At 63.5% G+C, this 14608-nt stretch carries 14 protein-coding genes and 2 pseudogenes; 8 read left to right on the forward strand and 8 right to left on the reverse strand.

Annotation, left to right across the window (positions count from 1 at the left end; all coding sequences use genetic code 11):
- Window positions 1-94: 94 nt before the first annotated feature.
- Complete coding sequence (locus QA640_RS33525; protein ID WP_283037077.1) at window positions 95-2500, forward strand: phosphoketolase family protein; 2406 nt, start codon at window positions 95-97, stop codon at window positions 2498-2500.
- On the opposite strand, the gene QA640_RS33530 is transcribed toward QA640_RS33525, so the two are convergent.
- Complete coding sequence (locus QA640_RS33530; protein ID WP_283042964.1) at window positions 2494-3333, reverse strand: RMD1 family protein; 840 nt, start codon at window positions 3331-3333, stop codon at window positions 2494-2496. The two genes, QA640_RS33525 and QA640_RS33530, sit on opposite strands and share 7 nt — an antisense overlap.
- A gap of 489 nt (window positions 3334-3822) precedes the next feature.
- Here QA640_RS33530 and QA640_RS33535 point away from each other — a divergent pair, with 489 nt between their 5' ends.
- The 3 genes from QA640_RS33535 (at window position 3823) to QA640_RS33545 (ending at window position 5554) form a co-directional block, all read left to right on the forward strand.
- A complete protein-coding gene (locus QA640_RS33535; protein WP_283037078.1) occupies window positions 3823-4398 on the forward strand; it encodes a glycosyl transferase in 576 nt (191 codons plus the stop codon).
- Window positions 4399-4460: 62 nt separating this feature from the next.
- Complete coding sequence (locus QA640_RS33540; RefSeq protein WP_283037079.1) at window positions 4461-5417, forward strand: helix-turn-helix domain-containing GNAT family N-acetyltransferase; 957 nt, start codon at window positions 4461-4463, stop codon at window positions 5415-5417.
- Entirely contained in the window at window positions 5417-5554 is a 138-nt protein-coding gene (locus QA640_RS33545; protein WP_283037080.1) for a hypothetical protein, read from the forward strand. Before QA640_RS33540 ends, QA640_RS33545 begins: the two co-directional genes overlap by 1 nt.
- Window positions 5555-5783: 229 nt before the next feature.
- On the opposite strand, the gene QA640_RS33550 is transcribed toward QA640_RS33545, so the two are convergent.
- From QA640_RS33550 to QA640_RS33560, 3 genes are all read right to left on the reverse strand, one after another.
- Window positions 5784-6230, reverse strand: coding sequence for a DUF3551 domain-containing protein (locus QA640_RS33550; protein ID WP_283037081.1), 447 nt, complete (start codon window positions 6228-6230; stop codon window positions 5784-5786).
- Between the two features lie 185 nt (window positions 6231-6415).
- Window positions 6416-6979 (reverse strand): molybdenum cofactor biosynthesis protein B, encoded by a 564-nt coding sequence (gene moaB / locus QA640_RS33555; RefSeq protein WP_283037082.1) that lies wholly within the window; start codon window positions 6977-6979, stop codon window positions 6416-6418.
- Window positions 6980-7127: 148 nt separating this feature from the next.
- On the reverse strand, window positions 7128-8075 hold the full coding sequence (locus QA640_RS33560) for a neutral zinc metallopeptidase (protein WP_283037083.1): 948 nt from the start codon (window positions 8073-8075) through the stop codon (window positions 7128-7130).
- A 402-nt stretch (window positions 8076-8477) separates the two neighbouring features.
- On the opposite strand from QA640_RS33560, the gene QA640_RS33565 reads away from it, so the two are divergent.
- Together QA640_RS33565 and QA640_RS33570 are read left to right on the forward strand one after the other, a co-directional pair.
- Entirely contained in the window at window positions 8478-9605 is a 1128-nt protein-coding gene (locus QA640_RS33565) for a site-specific DNA-methyltransferase (protein WP_283037084.1), read from the forward strand.
- 120 nt (window positions 9606-9725) lie between these two features.
- Complete coding sequence (locus QA640_RS33570; RefSeq protein WP_283037085.1) at window positions 9726-10052, forward strand: hypothetical protein; 327 nt, start codon at window positions 9726-9728, stop codon at window positions 10050-10052.
- Window positions 10053-10069: 17 nt separating this feature from the next.
- Here the strand turns inward: QA640_RS33570 and QA640_RS33575 are convergent.
- Together QA640_RS33575 and QA640_RS33580 are read right to left on the reverse strand one after the other, a co-directional pair.
- A pseudogene (locus QA640_RS33575) lies at window positions 10070-10279 on the reverse strand (methyl-accepting chemotaxis protein); the annotation flags it as partial.
- 218 nt (window positions 10280-10497) lie between these two features.
- Window positions 10498-10914, reverse strand: a complete 417-nt coding sequence (locus QA640_RS33580; RefSeq protein WP_283037086.1) for a nuclear transport factor 2 family protein — start codon at window positions 10912-10914, stop codon at window positions 10498-10500.
- Between the two features lie 21 nt (window positions 10915-10935).
- Here QA640_RS33580 and QA640_RS33585 point away from each other — a divergent pair.
- Window positions 10936-11559 (forward strand): annotated as a pseudogene (locus QA640_RS33585) (LysR substrate-binding domain-containing protein); the annotation flags it as partial.
- A gap of 129 nt (window positions 11560-11688) precedes the next feature.
- Here QA640_RS33585 and QA640_RS33590 read toward each other — a convergent pair.
- Window positions 11689-12309, reverse strand: coding sequence for a glutathione S-transferase family protein (locus QA640_RS33590; protein ID WP_283037087.1), 621 nt, complete (start codon window positions 12307-12309; stop codon window positions 11689-11691).
- 126 nt (window positions 12310-12435) lie between these two features.
- On the opposite strand from QA640_RS33590, the gene QA640_RS33595 reads away from it, so the two are divergent.
- Window positions 12436-13722: a flavin-dependent oxidoreductase gene (locus tag QA640_RS33595; protein WP_283037088.1), complete on the forward strand. Its 1287-nt coding sequence runs from the start codon at window positions 12436-12438 to the stop codon at window positions 13720-13722.
- A 174-nt stretch (window positions 13723-13896) separates the two neighbouring features.
- Here QA640_RS33595 and QA640_RS33600 read toward each other — a convergent pair whose 3' ends face one another.
- A complete protein-coding gene (locus tag QA640_RS33600) occupies window positions 13897-14334 on the reverse strand; it encodes a cupin domain-containing protein (RefSeq protein WP_283037089.1) in 438 nt (145 codons plus the stop codon).
- Window positions 14335-14608: the final 274 nt, after the last annotated feature.

Below are 14608 nucleotides of genomic sequence, written 5' to 3' on the forward strand. Positions count from 1 at the left end.
CCGGTCGCAATGCCGTTTGATGACGCCGCTAGAAACGGGATCGATCGCCCTGGAACCGGGTTGGTGACACCAGCCGCAACAAGGTCACCCCATCATGACCAGCCAACAACAAGCGCGCGCCAGCGCAGACGACCTCGACCTGCTCGATCGCTACTGGCGCGCCGCAAACTACTTATCCGTCGGGCAAATCTACCTCCTGGACAATCCGCTGCTGCGCGAGCCGCTCCGCCCCGAGCACATCAAGCCGCGCCTGCTCGGCCATTGGGGCACGACGCCGGGGCTGAACTTCATCTATGCCCATCTCAACCGCGCGATCCGCACGCTCGATCTCAGCGTCCTCTATCTCTGCGGCCCCGGCCATGGCGGCCCGGGCATGGTCGCCAATACCTACCTCGAGGGCAGCTACAGCGAGATCTACCCAGACATCGGGCGCGACACGGACGGATTGCGCAAGCTGTTCAGGCAGTTCTCCTTCCCCGGTGGCATTCCGAGCCATGCAGCGCCTGAGACGCCGGGCTCGATCCATGAGGGCGGCGAGCTCGGCTACGCGCTGGTCCACGCCTATGGCGCCGCGTTCGACAATCCCGACCTGATCGTGGCCTGCGTCGTCGGCGACGGCGAGGCCGAGACCGGGCCGCTCGCGGCGTCCTGGCATTCGAACAAGTTTTTGAATCCCGCCCATGACGGCGCGGTGCTGCCGATCCTGCATCTCAACGGCTACAAGATCGCCAATCCCACCGTGCTCGGGCGGATGGGCGACGAGGAGATCCGCGATCTCTTTCGCGGTTACGGCCACGAGCCGCTGTTCGTCGAGGGCGACGATCCACAAACGATGCACCGGATCATGGCGGACGCACTCGACGTGGCGCTGGCGAGTATCCGCTCGATCCAGCGGCATGCACGCGAAACAAGGACCACGATCGAGCGGCCGCGCTGGCCGATGATCGTGCTGCGCTCACCTAAGGGCTGGACCGGCCCCAAGGAGGTCGATGGGCTGAAGGTCGAAGGTTTTTGGCGCGCGCACCAGGTGCCGGTCGCCAATTGCCGCGAAAATCCCGCGCATCTGAAAGTGCTCGAAGACTGGATGAAGAGCTACGCGCCCGAGGAGCTGTTCGACCGCAACGGCACGCTGGTCGCCGAGTTGCAGGCGCTTGCACCAGGCGGCGACCGCCGCATGGGCGCCAATCCCCATGGCAATGGTGGCCTCCTGAAGCGCGAGCTGAAGCTGCCCGATTTCCGGAACTTCGCCGTCGAGGTGAACGAGCCGGGCAGGACGGTCGCGGAGGCGACGCGCGAGCTCGGAAAATTTCTGCGCGACGTCGTCAGGCTGAATGCCGAGGCGCGCAACTTCCGCATCATGGGTCCGGACGAGACCGCGTCAAACCGGCTCGACGCCGTGTTCGAGGTGACCGAACGCGTCTGGATGGAGCCGACAGACCCTTACGACGTGCACCTCGCCCAGGATGGCCGCGTCATGGAGGTGTTGAGCGAGCATCTCTGCCAGGGCTGGCTCGAAGGCTATCTGCTTACCGGACGCCACGGCTTTTTCTCCTGCTACGAGGCCTTCATCCACATCGTCGACTCCATGTTCAACCAGCACGCCAAATGGCTGAAGGTGTCGCGCGAGCTGACGTGGCGGCGGCCGATCGCCTCGCTCAATTATCTCCTGACGTCGCATGTCTGGCGCCAGGACCATAATGGCTTCAGCCATCAGGACCCCGGCTTCGTCGACCTCGTCACCAACAAGAAGGCCGATATCGTCCGCGTCTATTTCCCGCCGGACGCCAACACGCTGCTGTGGGTCGCCGATCACTGCCTGCGCACCTATGACCGCATCAACGTCATCGTTGCCGGCAAGCAGCCCGCGCCGCAATGGCTCACCATGCACGACGCGGCGACGCATTGCGATGCCGGCATCGGCATCTGGACCTGGGCCGGCACGGAAAGCTCGGGCGGCGAGCCCGACGTCGTGATGGCCTGCGCCGGCGACGTGCCGACGCTGGAGACCCTCGCTGCGGTCGATCTCTTGCGCAAGGCGCTGCCTGACCTGAAGATCCGCGTCGTCAACGTCGTCGACCTCATGACGCTGCAGCCGAAGGAGCAGCATCCGCACGGCCTCAGCGATCGCGATTTCGACTCGCTGTTCACGCGCGACAAGCCCGTGATCTTCGCCTATCACGGCTACCCCTATCTCATTCATCGCCTCACCTACAGCCGCACCAATCATGCCGGCATGCATGTTCGAGGCTTTGACGAGGAAGGCACCACGACGACGCCGTTCGACATGGTCGTGCTCAATGAGCTCGACCGCTTCCATCTCGCGATCGAGGCGATCGAGCGCGTGCCTGATCTCGCGACGAAGGCCGCGCATGTGAAGCAGCAGTTCCGCGATGCCCTGCTCAGGCATTCGCACTACGTCCGCGAGCACGGCGAGGACATGCCGGAGATCCGCAATTGGGTCTGGCCGAACGGCGCCGGCGCAGCGACGCCGCCTCAGTGAGTTCCGGTAAAGATCTGGACACAGCCGATCACGACCTCGATCACGATGAGCACGACGACGGCGACCTCGAGGCGCAGCGAACGCTGCGTGTCGATGATGTCGGTCAGCGCATTGGCGGTCTCGGACACCGCAGTGAGCTTGCGCTCGAGCGTATCGAGGCGCTCCTTCAGTTCGTACTCGTCCTCGAGCCGCGAGTAGAGGCGGTCGAGCGCGGGCTTTTCCCAGAGCACGTCGGGCTTTTCGGCGACCGCGACACGGCCCGCGACGCGCTGCTGAACCAGCAGCGCATTACCGATCAATTGCAGGATACCCTTGCGGCGGCGCGGCGTGCGACCGCGCTGGGCAAGTTCCCGCGCAAAGGGCTCGATGACATCGAACACGGCGGCGACGCGGCGCTCGTCGCGTGCAAGGGCCGTGCTCTTGGCGAGCGCGTCGGCGATCAGGAGCAGCCGATCGTCGGAGAATTTGGCGATGCAGATCGGCCCGCCCGGCTGGATCGCTTCGGAGGCTTCGTCGTTGCAGAGCTGCGCCTGCGCGGTCTCCTCCTCATAGGGGCTGAATTCGCCGATCACGCGCGGCTTCAAGGTGTCGATCAGGACCTTCTCCTCCGAGGGCAATAGTCCGATCAGCACCACGACGCCGTAGCGGAAGATCACAGCGAGTCCAGCATGGACGCGGAACGCGGCCGGCATCGACGATACCAGCGTTCCGATCTCCAGGCCCGCAGCATTGATGCGGTCGCCCAGCATCAGGGCGCGAATCCGCAAGGCAGGCGTCGTCTCCTGCCGGGGTGATGTTGCGGTCGTACCAACAGCGAGTTGATCGGCGTTCACACGAAGATCCTGCTCAGGCCACGGTGAGGCGACAAGCGACGGCGCCGGAGTCATCGAAGACCTCCAGAACGCGATCACGGATCGTGCAGCGAAACTCGCCGCGTTCACCTTCCAGGGATGATAGCGTGATCCGACGAAATCCGGCGCCGCATTTCGGGCAGATAGATCACCTTTTTGCATGACTGCTCGTCCTGGCACGACCGCGCGCGACAAGGGCGGCCATCCTTGCAGCGATGCGATCCGTCGCATTGCCCTCACAATGTCCGCGTTGAATCAGGTTGCATGCGGTCAGGGTCTGTGGCCGTCGAAATATTGCGCAACATTGCGGCCTGTGTGCGACGGGCTTGGCTGCGGCGGTCTACACAGTTTACCATCGCGCGACGCGGCCGCAGCAATGGACGCGCAAAACGTTGCGCGGAGCCCGAGGCCATGGTTATACCGTATAACAATTGCGTTTTTGCTCTAGCTTGAGACACTGAAGCCTCGGTCATGTTGAGCGTCATCATCCCGACGGAAGGCGTCGAGCAGCCGGCGGTCGCAACTCTGGCCGCGCTGGTTCCAGGTGCTGCTGCGGGCCTGATCAAGGAAGTTCTCCTGGTCGATGCCACGCGCAACGGCGTGATCGAGCGCGTCGCCGACGTCGCCGGCTGCCGCTTCATAGGCGTCGAAGGCTCATCGCAGGGTGCAGCTCTTGCCGCCGGCGCGTTACAAGCGCGTTCGCCCTGGCTGATGTTCCTGCATGCCGGCGCCGTGCTCGAGACCGGCTGGATCGAAGAGACCACCCAGTTCATCCAGACCGTCTCCGCCAGCGGACGCGACCGGGCCGCCGTGTTCCGCTATGCGCGTTCGCCCTATTCTGATACCAGCCTGCGCGACATCGTCCGCTTCGTCGCGCGCAAGGTCGTAGGTCCACTTGGCGATCAGGGCCTCTTGATTGCGCGCGACCATTACGACCGCATCGGCGGCTACCCGCCCCATGCCAGCCGTTCCGAGACGCGGCTGTTGCGGCGGCTTGGCCGCTCGTCCCGCATGGTGCTCCGGAGCAAGATTGTCGTCGTGACGTGAGGCCGAAAGATACTTGCTAAAGTCAAACAATTGATTGACAATGGCAAATATTGGAGGTCCCCATGTCGTCCAGCGTGTCTCCAGGCGTGACCACCGGACAGGTCTCCGAAGACCAGATTCAGGCGGTTCGCGCCTTCAACCGTTTCTACACCCGCAAACTCGGCGTGCTCGACCAGCAGCTTCTGAAGACGCCGTTCTCGCTCAGCGAAGCGCGCGTGCTCTACGAGCTCGCTCATCGCGATGCGCTTTCGGCCAAGGAGATCGGCATCGAGCTCGGGCTCGATCCGGGCTATCTCAGCCGCATCGTGCAGAATTTCGACGATGCTGGCCTGATCGCGCGCAAGCCGCTCGCAACCGACCGGCGGCAATATCAGCTCAGCCTGACGGCGAAGGGCCGGCAGGCTTTCGCCCGGCTCGAGCGCTCGACAGAGGAGGACGTCGCCGCGATGCTGCAGCCATTGTCGGAGATCGATCGCAGGCAGTTGAGGGGTGCGATGGACACGGTCGAACGTCTACTCGACATGCCGCGCGCCGAACCGCCGCCCGCCTCCTTGCGCGATCCGCGCCCCGGCGACATGGGCTGGGTCGTGCAGAGCCATGGCGCGCTCTATGCGAGCGAATATGGTTTCGACGCAGGCTTCGAAGCGCTCGTCGCCGAGATCGTCGCGAAGTTCATGACCTCCTATGACGCCTCGCGCGAGCGTTGCTGGATCGCCGACATCGAGGGGCGCCCGGTCGGCTCGGTGTTCTTGGTGAAGGCCAGCGACGACGTCGCCAAGCTGCGCCTCCTGCTGCTCGATCCCGCCGCGCGCGGCCGCGGCCTGGGCCAGCGGCTGGTCGCCGAATGCGTCTCCTTCGCGCGCGCCTGCGGCTATCGGCGGATGACGCTGTGGACGCAAAGCATTCTCGTCGGCGCGCGCAAGATCTATCAGGACGCCGGCTTCAAGCTGGTGGCGAGCGAGCCGCATCGCAGCTTCGGCCAGAACCTGATCGGCGAGACCTGGGAGCGCGACCTCTGATGCGCCCACGGCACGAAGCTGCGTGCCGGGTCACGGCCGAGCTCGTCGATCTCTACAAACGCCGCGCCCGCCGGCTGCGCCGCGATGCCTGCCGCGACCTGTGGCGGGCGGTTTGGCTGCGCTTCGCAGGAGGTTGAAACAGACGAACTGCGGCGCTCAACAGCACACGCTGCGCATGATTGTGCCCTCGCCCCTTGTGGCCAACATTCGTTGAGCCCCTTGGCGAGGCCAGGTTCAGCATCGGTGCCAAGGTTGTGCACCGGGTGTGTCTAAAGCGATGAGATCGAATCGTCATCGCGCGAGAGGTTATTGCTTGAGCATGATCTCCGCGCAAACGCGGCGAGGGAAAACTTTCCGGATCATGTTCTAGAGGCTTCGTCTCACACTTTCGAGAAATCGTTGTTTTTCGCCAGGCGCGTAACCTTGAGAAGCTCCATAATACGGTTCATTGTATTGATTGTACGGTGCGGCCCGGTAGTGGATCGGCGACTGAGATGGCGCGTACGATCTGGTCTCTGCGTGCGCGGACGATCTTGATCCGGCTTGGCGAGAACCTTGGCGAGAATAACGCCGATTGTTTCCCCTCACCGGCGCCGTCGCGCCAGCGTAATACGGGTTGAGGATGCACATCTGACCGTTGGCGGACGCCCTGCATTGGTCCATCGTCGTGTAGCTGCATCTATAGTAAGGGCTCGCTCCGAAAGAGACGACGTACAAGCAAACGGGAAAAGCCGGATCATATCTCTGAGCCCGGGCGTGCCCTGCGGTTAAAACGATACTTATCGTCAAAATCGTCAAAGCCAATGTGCGCATTGGAACTTCCTCCAAGTCGGCACAACAACGGCGCACTCAGACCCTGGGCAGTGTTGATCCAAGTCAATGTTCTCGGAATAGGTTCACGCGCGCGCAGCGAGAGATCGCGCCAATCTTGCGCGAGCAGCCTTCCGCAGCGCGCGCAAGTAGGCTCGCCTGGGTAAAAGTCGGGCCTGTGTTTGCGGTCAAACCGTCGCGCCTTGCGCTTTCGGCCGGCGCAAATGCTCGTCGAGGCGCGGCATGATCTCGACGAAGTTGCAGGGGCGCGTGCGGTAGTCGAGTTGGGCAGCGAGGATGCCGTCCCAGCCGTCGCGGCAGGCGCCGGGCGAGCCGGGAAGGCAGAAGATGTAGGTCGCGCCCGCCACGCCCGCGGTGACGCGGCTCTGGATCGTCGAGGTGCCGATCTTGGCGTGGCTCATCATGTGAAACGCGATCGAGAAGCCGTCCATCCGCTTCTCGAACAAGGGCTCGATTGCCTCCGGCGTGACGTCGCGTCCGGTGAATCCGGTGCCGCCGGTGGTGATGACGACATCCACGCCGCTATCGCCGATCCAGCGTTGGACGACCGCGCGGATGGCCTCGACGTCGTCGGTGACGATCTCGCGCGCGGCGAGATGATGGCCGGCCACCGTGATCCTGTCCGCCAGCGTCTGGCCGGACTTGTCGTCGGCGAGGATGCGCGTGTCGGACACCGTCAGCACCGCGATGTTGAGCGGGATGAATTGTTTTGTCTCGTCGATGGAAGCCATGGCTCCTCTCGTGTGCCGGACGCGGTGCAGCGCGTCAGCGATGCACCGCAGAGCCGGGACCCATTGCTGAGATACCGGCGTTGTGGGCCCCGGATCTGCAGCGCATCACTTCGCGCTGCGCAGCGTCCGGGGCAAGAAGCCCTCCTGACTACAACGACCCGTTTCCACCAAAGGTGTTGCAGGCCTGCACCGTGCCTTGCTGATAACCGGTCATGAACCAGCGCTTGCGCTGCTCGGCCGAGCCGTGGGTGAAGGAATCCGGCACGACGCGTCCCGTCGCCTGGCGTTGCAGCGTGTCGTCGCCGATCGCGGTTGCGGTTGTCAGCGCGGCGTCGATGTCGCCGGCTTCGAGGAATCCCGGACGCTTCTTCTCCTCGCGGTTGACCCAGACGCCGGACAGGCAGTCGGCCTGTAATTCCACCCTCACCTGGAGCGCGTTGGCTTCGGACTTGCTGCCGGCCTGCTGCTGCAGGCGCGTCACCCGCGGAATGATGCCGAGCAGGTTTTGCACATGGTGGCCGGCTTCATGCGCGATGATGTAGGCCGCAGTGAACTTGCAGGCGTTGCCGGAGCAGCCGCGGAAGCGCGTCTCCACCTCGCGGAAGAAGCCGGTGTCGAGGAAGATGGTCTTGTCCGGCGGGCAGTAGAACGGCCCCATCGCCGACTGCGCCATGCCGCAGCGCCCGCCATTGGTGGCGTTGCGGAACAGCACGATCTTGGGACCGGTGAAGCTCTGGCCGCTGGCCTGGAAGATCTCGCTCCAGCGATCGTCGATCTCACCCAGGATGCCGGAGATCATGCTGCCCATCTCGTCGGTCGGCGCACCGCGCTTCACTTGCCCGCCCGAGGCCTGACGATCGGTCTGGTAGCTCGGCGCCTGGCCGCCGCCGGTGAGGATCTCGGCCCCGCCGATCAGGATGCGCGGATCGATGCCGAAGGCGTAGCCGAGCAGGCCAAGCACGATGATGGTGCCGATGCCCAGGCCGCCGCCGCCCATCGGGAGGCCGAAACCGCCGCCGCCACCGCCAAATCCACCGCCACCCTCGTCGCGACGATCCTCGATGTCGTCGCTGCGGCGGAAATCATCGTAACGCATGGCGGCTTCCTTCAAGTCCCTGATTGCATCCCTGGGCACACAAAGAACGCGAGGCTCAGGGCGTCACAAACGTAAAATTTCCGTTCCTTTAATCAATATCCTGCTCGGCAAAAATTGCCTAGTGCGGCGGCTTGTCGATGGCAGCAATTTTTTCCGGGAGAGCAGCAATTTTTTCCGGGAGAGAGTTTGACGCGAACGAAGCGATCGTTGCGCACAAAACGCGAAATATGCTGCAAAACACGAGTGATCCACGCATCTTTCCGCGCGCGATGCGCAACGTCGAAGCAATCTCCAAAAGATGCGGGTTAAGTCGTTTTTTACTTTGCGCGGTCAATGTAGCGGCCAGTCGGTTGTTTGGTCCCGCGTCGCCGACAGCGTCGCCTGAGTCAGAGTTCTTGAGTCATGGTTGTGTCGCGTCGCGGGGCGTCTGCAAGGGCGCCCCGCACAAATTTTGAGTCCCCCGCGCATCGCATCATCGTCGGCGATTGCGTCGCCGAGATGTCGAAGCTGGCATCCGGTTCGGTCGATCTGGTGTTCGCAGATCCACCCTACAATCTCCAGCTCAAGGGCGATCTCAAGCGCCCCGACGAATCCCATGTCGACGCCGTCAACGACGCCTGGGACAAGTTCGATTCGTTTTCGGCCTATGACGACTTCACCCGCGCCTGGCTGCTCGCCTGCCGCCGCGTGATGAAGCCGTCCGCCACGATCTGGGTGATCGGCTCCTATCACAACATCTTCCGCGTCGGCGCGATCATGCAGGACCTCGGCTTCTGGCTCCTGAACGACATCGTCTGGCGCAAGTCCAATCCGATGCCGAATTTCCGCGGCCGCCGCTTCACCAATGCGCACGAGACCATGATCTGGGCCGCGCGCGACGAGAAGGCCAAGGGCTACACCTTCAACTACGAAGCGCTGAAGGCGGCCAATGAGGACGTGCAGGCGCGCTCCGACTGGCTGATTCCGCTGTGCACCGGCGAGGAACGCCTCAAGGGCGCCGACGGCAAGAAGGTTCACCCGACGCAGAAGCCGGAAGGCCTGCTGGCGCGCGTGCTGCTGTCCTCGTCCAAGCCCGGCGATCTCGTGATCGATCCCTTCAACGGCACCGGCACCACCGGCGCCGTCGCCAAGCGGCTCGGCCGCAGCTACATCGGCTTCGAGCGCGAGCGGACCTACGCCGAGGCCGCCGAGGAACGGATCGCAGCGGTCGAACCGCTGCCCGAAGAATCGCTCGCCCCGTTCATGACCGCGCGCGAGGCGCCGCGTGTGGCGTTCTCCGAACTGATCGAGCGCGGCATGATCATGCCCGGCACGAAGCTGTTCGACGCAAAGAAGAAGTTAGGGGCGCTGGTGCGCGCCGACGGCGCCATCATGCTGGGCGACAAGGTCGGCTCGATCCACCGCATCGGCGCCGTGGCGCAAGGCTCGGCCGCCTGCAACGGCTGGACCTACTGGCACGTCGAGACCAAGCAGGGCCTCAAGCTGATCGACGAGCTGCGCGCCGAGATCCGCTCCGGCATGGCGGAGTAGCGCTGCTTCACCTTTTCGTCATTCCGGACATGGTGTGGGTCCGGAATGGCGCGGCTCCTTGAACGATCCGACCCCCGGGACTACATTCGATATCCGCTTCCTGTCCTGACCGGTCGAGCCATGCGACGACAGTCCGAGACATTGCTGTTCTTGCCGCTGCTGCCGATCTTCCTGGTTGGCATGTTTCCAATGTTGATGATCGGACTGCTCGGCTTTGCCGGGCTCGCCCTGTTCGGCGTACTGCTCATCTGCGTCGGGCTCGCCAGCGGCAACGAGGCTCACGACACCTTCAATCACGACGTCATCGTCCACGGTTATCCGCGCGGCTCCGAGCGCGCCGCGCGGGCTTCCGACGTGCATGCCGCGACGCACCTTGCGCACCGCGTGGAAGCCGCGGGACTCGGCGTGATCATCGTCGCCATCCTCGGCTTCCTCTACGCCGGCTGACCTGCGCGGCGCGCGGACTGCAGATTGGCGCGCCTGATCGCCTGGAGATGGGTCGAGATTTCCTGAACGCGCGCAGTGTTGTCCGAAAGGGCTGACAGTCTCGCCACCTGGTGCTGGACGGCCCACAGGTTCCAAACGGCAACCACGGCCATGATCAGGCCCACCACGACGAGAGCCGTGAAGCCGGCGTAAAGACGCCCACGGATTCTCAAACGAACGCTCGGCATCATGCCCCCAAAGAATTCGAGCAGCTTAACGACGGAGATTCGCCGTCGATCGCCCCCGGCGACTCATGCTGGGGGCGGTACAATGAAGAACACTTGTTAATTGTATCCTTCATGCCGCTCGCGTGCCCTATGGTGGAGGAGCGACCGCAAAGCAGCATTTTCCTTGCATCTGGCAAAAAGCCAGCCTGGCGCTGGCGAGATTGCCCCGAGACGAGCGATCAGCCTGATGCCCCGGTTGCTGCCTGCGGAAACGGGCCCAGCGCTTTCTCAGTCAGGACCGAGTCGCAATATTCCCTGATCTCCTTGATCCTGCCGTCCTCCAGGCGAAACACCAGGCAATAGTCGTTGTCGTAGCGAACGCCTTCCTTGGTGACGTTGTCGCCCTTGGCCTCGACCACGACGATGTCGCCGTCGGCGATGAAGCGGTGCGCCACCGTCCGGGTGCGGTCGACGAGGCGCGAGCGGACATGGCCGTGCAGATCGTTGAGGATCGCGTCCTTGCCCTTGAAGGTGCGCGACCAGGAATATTGCCCGGTGACGACCCATTTCGCGTCGTCGGCGAGGCTCGCGATGAACAGCGCGCGGTCGCGCACGGATGGATCGGGGTTGGCGGCGGCAGCGAAGATATCCTGCATCAGTTTCCTGTTGGCGGCAGCCGCTTGATGATGCCCGACCTCGCCGTCGAACTTCTGATGCCACCCTTGATGGAGAAGGTGACGCGTCTTGCGCCCAACGTCCGCATCGACGTGGTGCCGTGGCGGGGACCTGCGATCTTCCACGCCGAGTTCGCCCGCACCATCGATCTCGTGATCTCGATCGGCAACGCCTTCAAGGGATTTCACCGCCAGCTGCTCTATACCGACGGCGATGCGCTGGCCGTGCGGCGCGGCCATCCCGTCGGCACCAGGCTGAAGCGGCGCGAGACGTTCCTCGCCGCGCGTCACGTCGCCGTCATCATCCGCGGCCAGGCCGAGGACCTGATCGACACCTGGCTGCGTACCAAAGGCATCGAGCGGCACATCGCGCTCGTCGTGTCAGGCTATCTCGAGGCGCTGCATGTCGCAGCACGCACCGACCTCGTCGCCTTCGTGCCGCGCCGCCTGATCGCGGCGTTGTCGAAGCAGCTAGTGCTCGCCACCGTCACGCCGCCGCTCGATCCCGGCATCGACGAGCAGTTCATGTTCTATCCGACCCGCGCGCAGATGGATCCCGGCTCGATCTGGCTGCGACGGCTGATGCTCGAGACGGGACGGGAATTGGAAAAGCGGAAAGCTTCGTAGGGTCGGCAAAGCGACTTGTCCGCCGTAGCTCGAAAAGGCGGAAGCGTGCCCACCACCATCTGGCATGGCTTGAAGCGGCGAGTGGTGGGCACGGCGCTACGCGCCTTTGCCCACCCTGCAGGCCGGGGCCTACGCCCTGTGCGCGTCCATCACCTTGCGCACGGCGGGCCGCTCGGACATCCGCTTGAAATGATCGGCGACCTTCGGTGTCGCCTTGATGTCGACGCCGTCGCCTTCGAGCCAGAGCGACAGCGTGTAGAGATAGGGATCGCAGATCGTATACTGCTCGCCCATCACCCAGGGCCCCCTGAGCATCTTCTGCTCGATCAGTGAAAAGCAGGCGCCCATGGTCTTCGGGACCATCCGCTTCATGTCCGCGAACGAAGTCTCCTCCGTCGCCCAGCGCGCACCGCGTATCTTGTGGGCGTGCGCCACATGCACCGTCGAGCACAGATAGGAATTGAACGACTGCGCTTGCGCGAGCGCGAAGGCATCGTCGACCGGCGCGAGCTTCGCCTTCGGAAACACTTGCGCGATATAGGCGAGCATCGCCGGCGTCTCGGTGAGGACACCGCGATCGGTGACCAGCGACGGCACGCGGCCTTTCGGATTGATCGCGAGATAGTCCGGACTGTTCTGCTGGTTGACCTTGAAGTCGAGCCGTTCGGTCGTGTAGTCGGCGCCGGCCTCTTCAAGGGCGATATGGGAGGCGACCGCGCAGGTGCCGGGGGCGTAGTAGAGCTTGAGCATGGGAGACCTCGTACCGAAAGGGGAACGTTAACGGCAGGCCGGCGCGGCGTCCATAGGCCGCTCTCTTTGCAGTTGCCCATGGCCGCCTCCTCGTGCGAAGACGCCGCCAATCGGAGGGGTTTTGACATGACGGTCCTCATCGCCGGCGGCGGCATCGGCGGGCTGACGCTCGCGCTCAGCCTGCACGGAATCGGCATTCCCGCAAAAGTGTTCGAGAGCGTCGCCGAGCTGAAGCCGCTCGGCGTCGGCATCAACGTGCTGCCGCATGCGGTGCGCGAATTGATCGAGCTCGGCTTGATGGACAAGCTCGATGCCAACGGCGTGCGCACTCGCGAGCTCGCCTACTTCTCCAAGCATGGCAAGCCGATCTGGAGCGAGCCGCGCGGGCTGGAGGCCGGCTACAGATGGCCGCAATTCTCGATCCATCGCGGCATCCTCCAGCAGCTCCTGCTCGACGCCGCCGTCGAGCGGCTCGGCCGCGAGAACATTCTGACAAGCCATCATCTCACCGGCTGGCATGAGACGGCAGACGGCGTCCGCGCCGAGTTCGTCGACAAGGTGACCGGCAAGCCCGCCGGCATCTACGAAGGCGCGCTCCTGATCGGGGCCGACGGCATCCATTCCGCCGTGCGCGAAAAGCTCTATCCGCAGGAGGGATCGCCAGTCTGGAACGGCCGCATCCTCTGGCGCGGCGTGACGCCGGCAAAGGCATTCCTCACCGGCCGCAGCATGATCATGGCCGGGCACGAGATCCTGAAATTCGTCTGTTATCCCATCACCAAGGCGCCGGACGCATCCGGCAATCACCAGATCAACTGGGTCGCCGAGCGGCATATGCCGCCGACCTATCAGTGGCGGCGTGAGGACTATAACCGCACCGCGCGGCTGGAGGAGTTTTTGCCGTGGTTCGAGAGTTGGCAGTTCGACTGGCTCGACGTACCCGGCCTGATCCGGAACTGCGCGCACGCCTACGAATACCCGCTGGTGGACCGCGATCCCATTTCGCATTGGACCTTTGGCCGCGTCACGCTGATGGGCGACGCCGCGCACCCGATGTATCCGATCGGCTCGAACGGCGCCTCGCAAGCGATCCTCGATGCCCGTGTCATCACCCGCGAGATTCTTGCGCATGGGCTGACGACTAAAGCGCTATCGGCCTATGAGGCCGAGCGCCGGCCGGCGACGACCGATCTTGTGCTGCTCAACCGCAAGAACGGCCCGGAGCAAGTGATGCAGCTCGTCGAGGAGCGCGCGCCCAACGGCTACGATATCGTCACCGACGTGCTGTCGCAGAAGGAACTGGAAGACATCGCCACGAACTACAAGCGCGTCGCCGGCTTCCAGGTCGAGGCCCTCAACGCCAAGCCACCGCTCGTGCCGCGGCTCACCGATGCAAGTCGCGCGAGCACCTAAAAGCGCGATGAGATTGGGATGATTCGTCATCGCGCTTTAGGTTATTGTTTGAGCATGATCTCCGCGCAAACGCGTTCAACGCTTGTCGCGATTGAAAATCGCTTCACACTTGGCGCTAACGTGGCCCTTCGGGGTCGTCGCCGCACGATCCGCAATGCAGTCAACGGGCGCGAGTTAGTTGGAGCGACGACCGCTCAAGGTGGACGACAGCCGCTTAAGTTTGTTGATGGCACGGACGGCATAACCAAGCCCAACCGGATAGGTCTGACGCAGGAAGGCGACCTTTTTCACATACGTTTCGATGTGCCATTTGGCGTGCGCACCCTCGCGGAAAAAGACGACGTCGCCGACACCGTAGCGTTTCGGCGGCATGCCGTCGCTCTCGATCACCATTGATCCTTCAAGGATCATGATCGTCTCGTCCAGATCGTAGTACCAGTTGAACTTGCCCTTGGTACAGGACCAGATCAGGGTCGTGGCGGTGCCGCACGCGCTGGTCGACAGCAGGTGCGAACGCGCTTGTGGGTTTCCTTCAATGATCCAGGATGGCTCAATCGGGGAAGGTTTGAGATCGACGTTGCAATGGCCGGTCTCGATAAGCGCAAGCGGCATAGCTCACCTCAAGGACTTAAGTAAAACACAGCTTTGAAAATTATCCCGTTTGACTTTTGTTAATTTCTATCGGGCCACCTATCAAATCTTCAGCCGAGAATATTAGGAAGTGGCCACTTTGCCGCATGCCACGTCGACGATGCGGCGAACGCCGCGATTCGCCCGCAGATTGCGCGTATCCAATCGTCTCTTTTCCGGGCTGCGACAATAAGCGCGAATCCAAATGCTCGCGCTGCTCGAACCGGCAACGAGCGGCGCGCTGATTCGCGCGGGC

This window comes from Bradyrhizobium sp. CB82 (assembly GCF_029714405.1).
GTDB lineage: Bacteria > Pseudomonadota > Alphaproteobacteria > Rhizobiales > Xanthobacteraceae > Bradyrhizobium.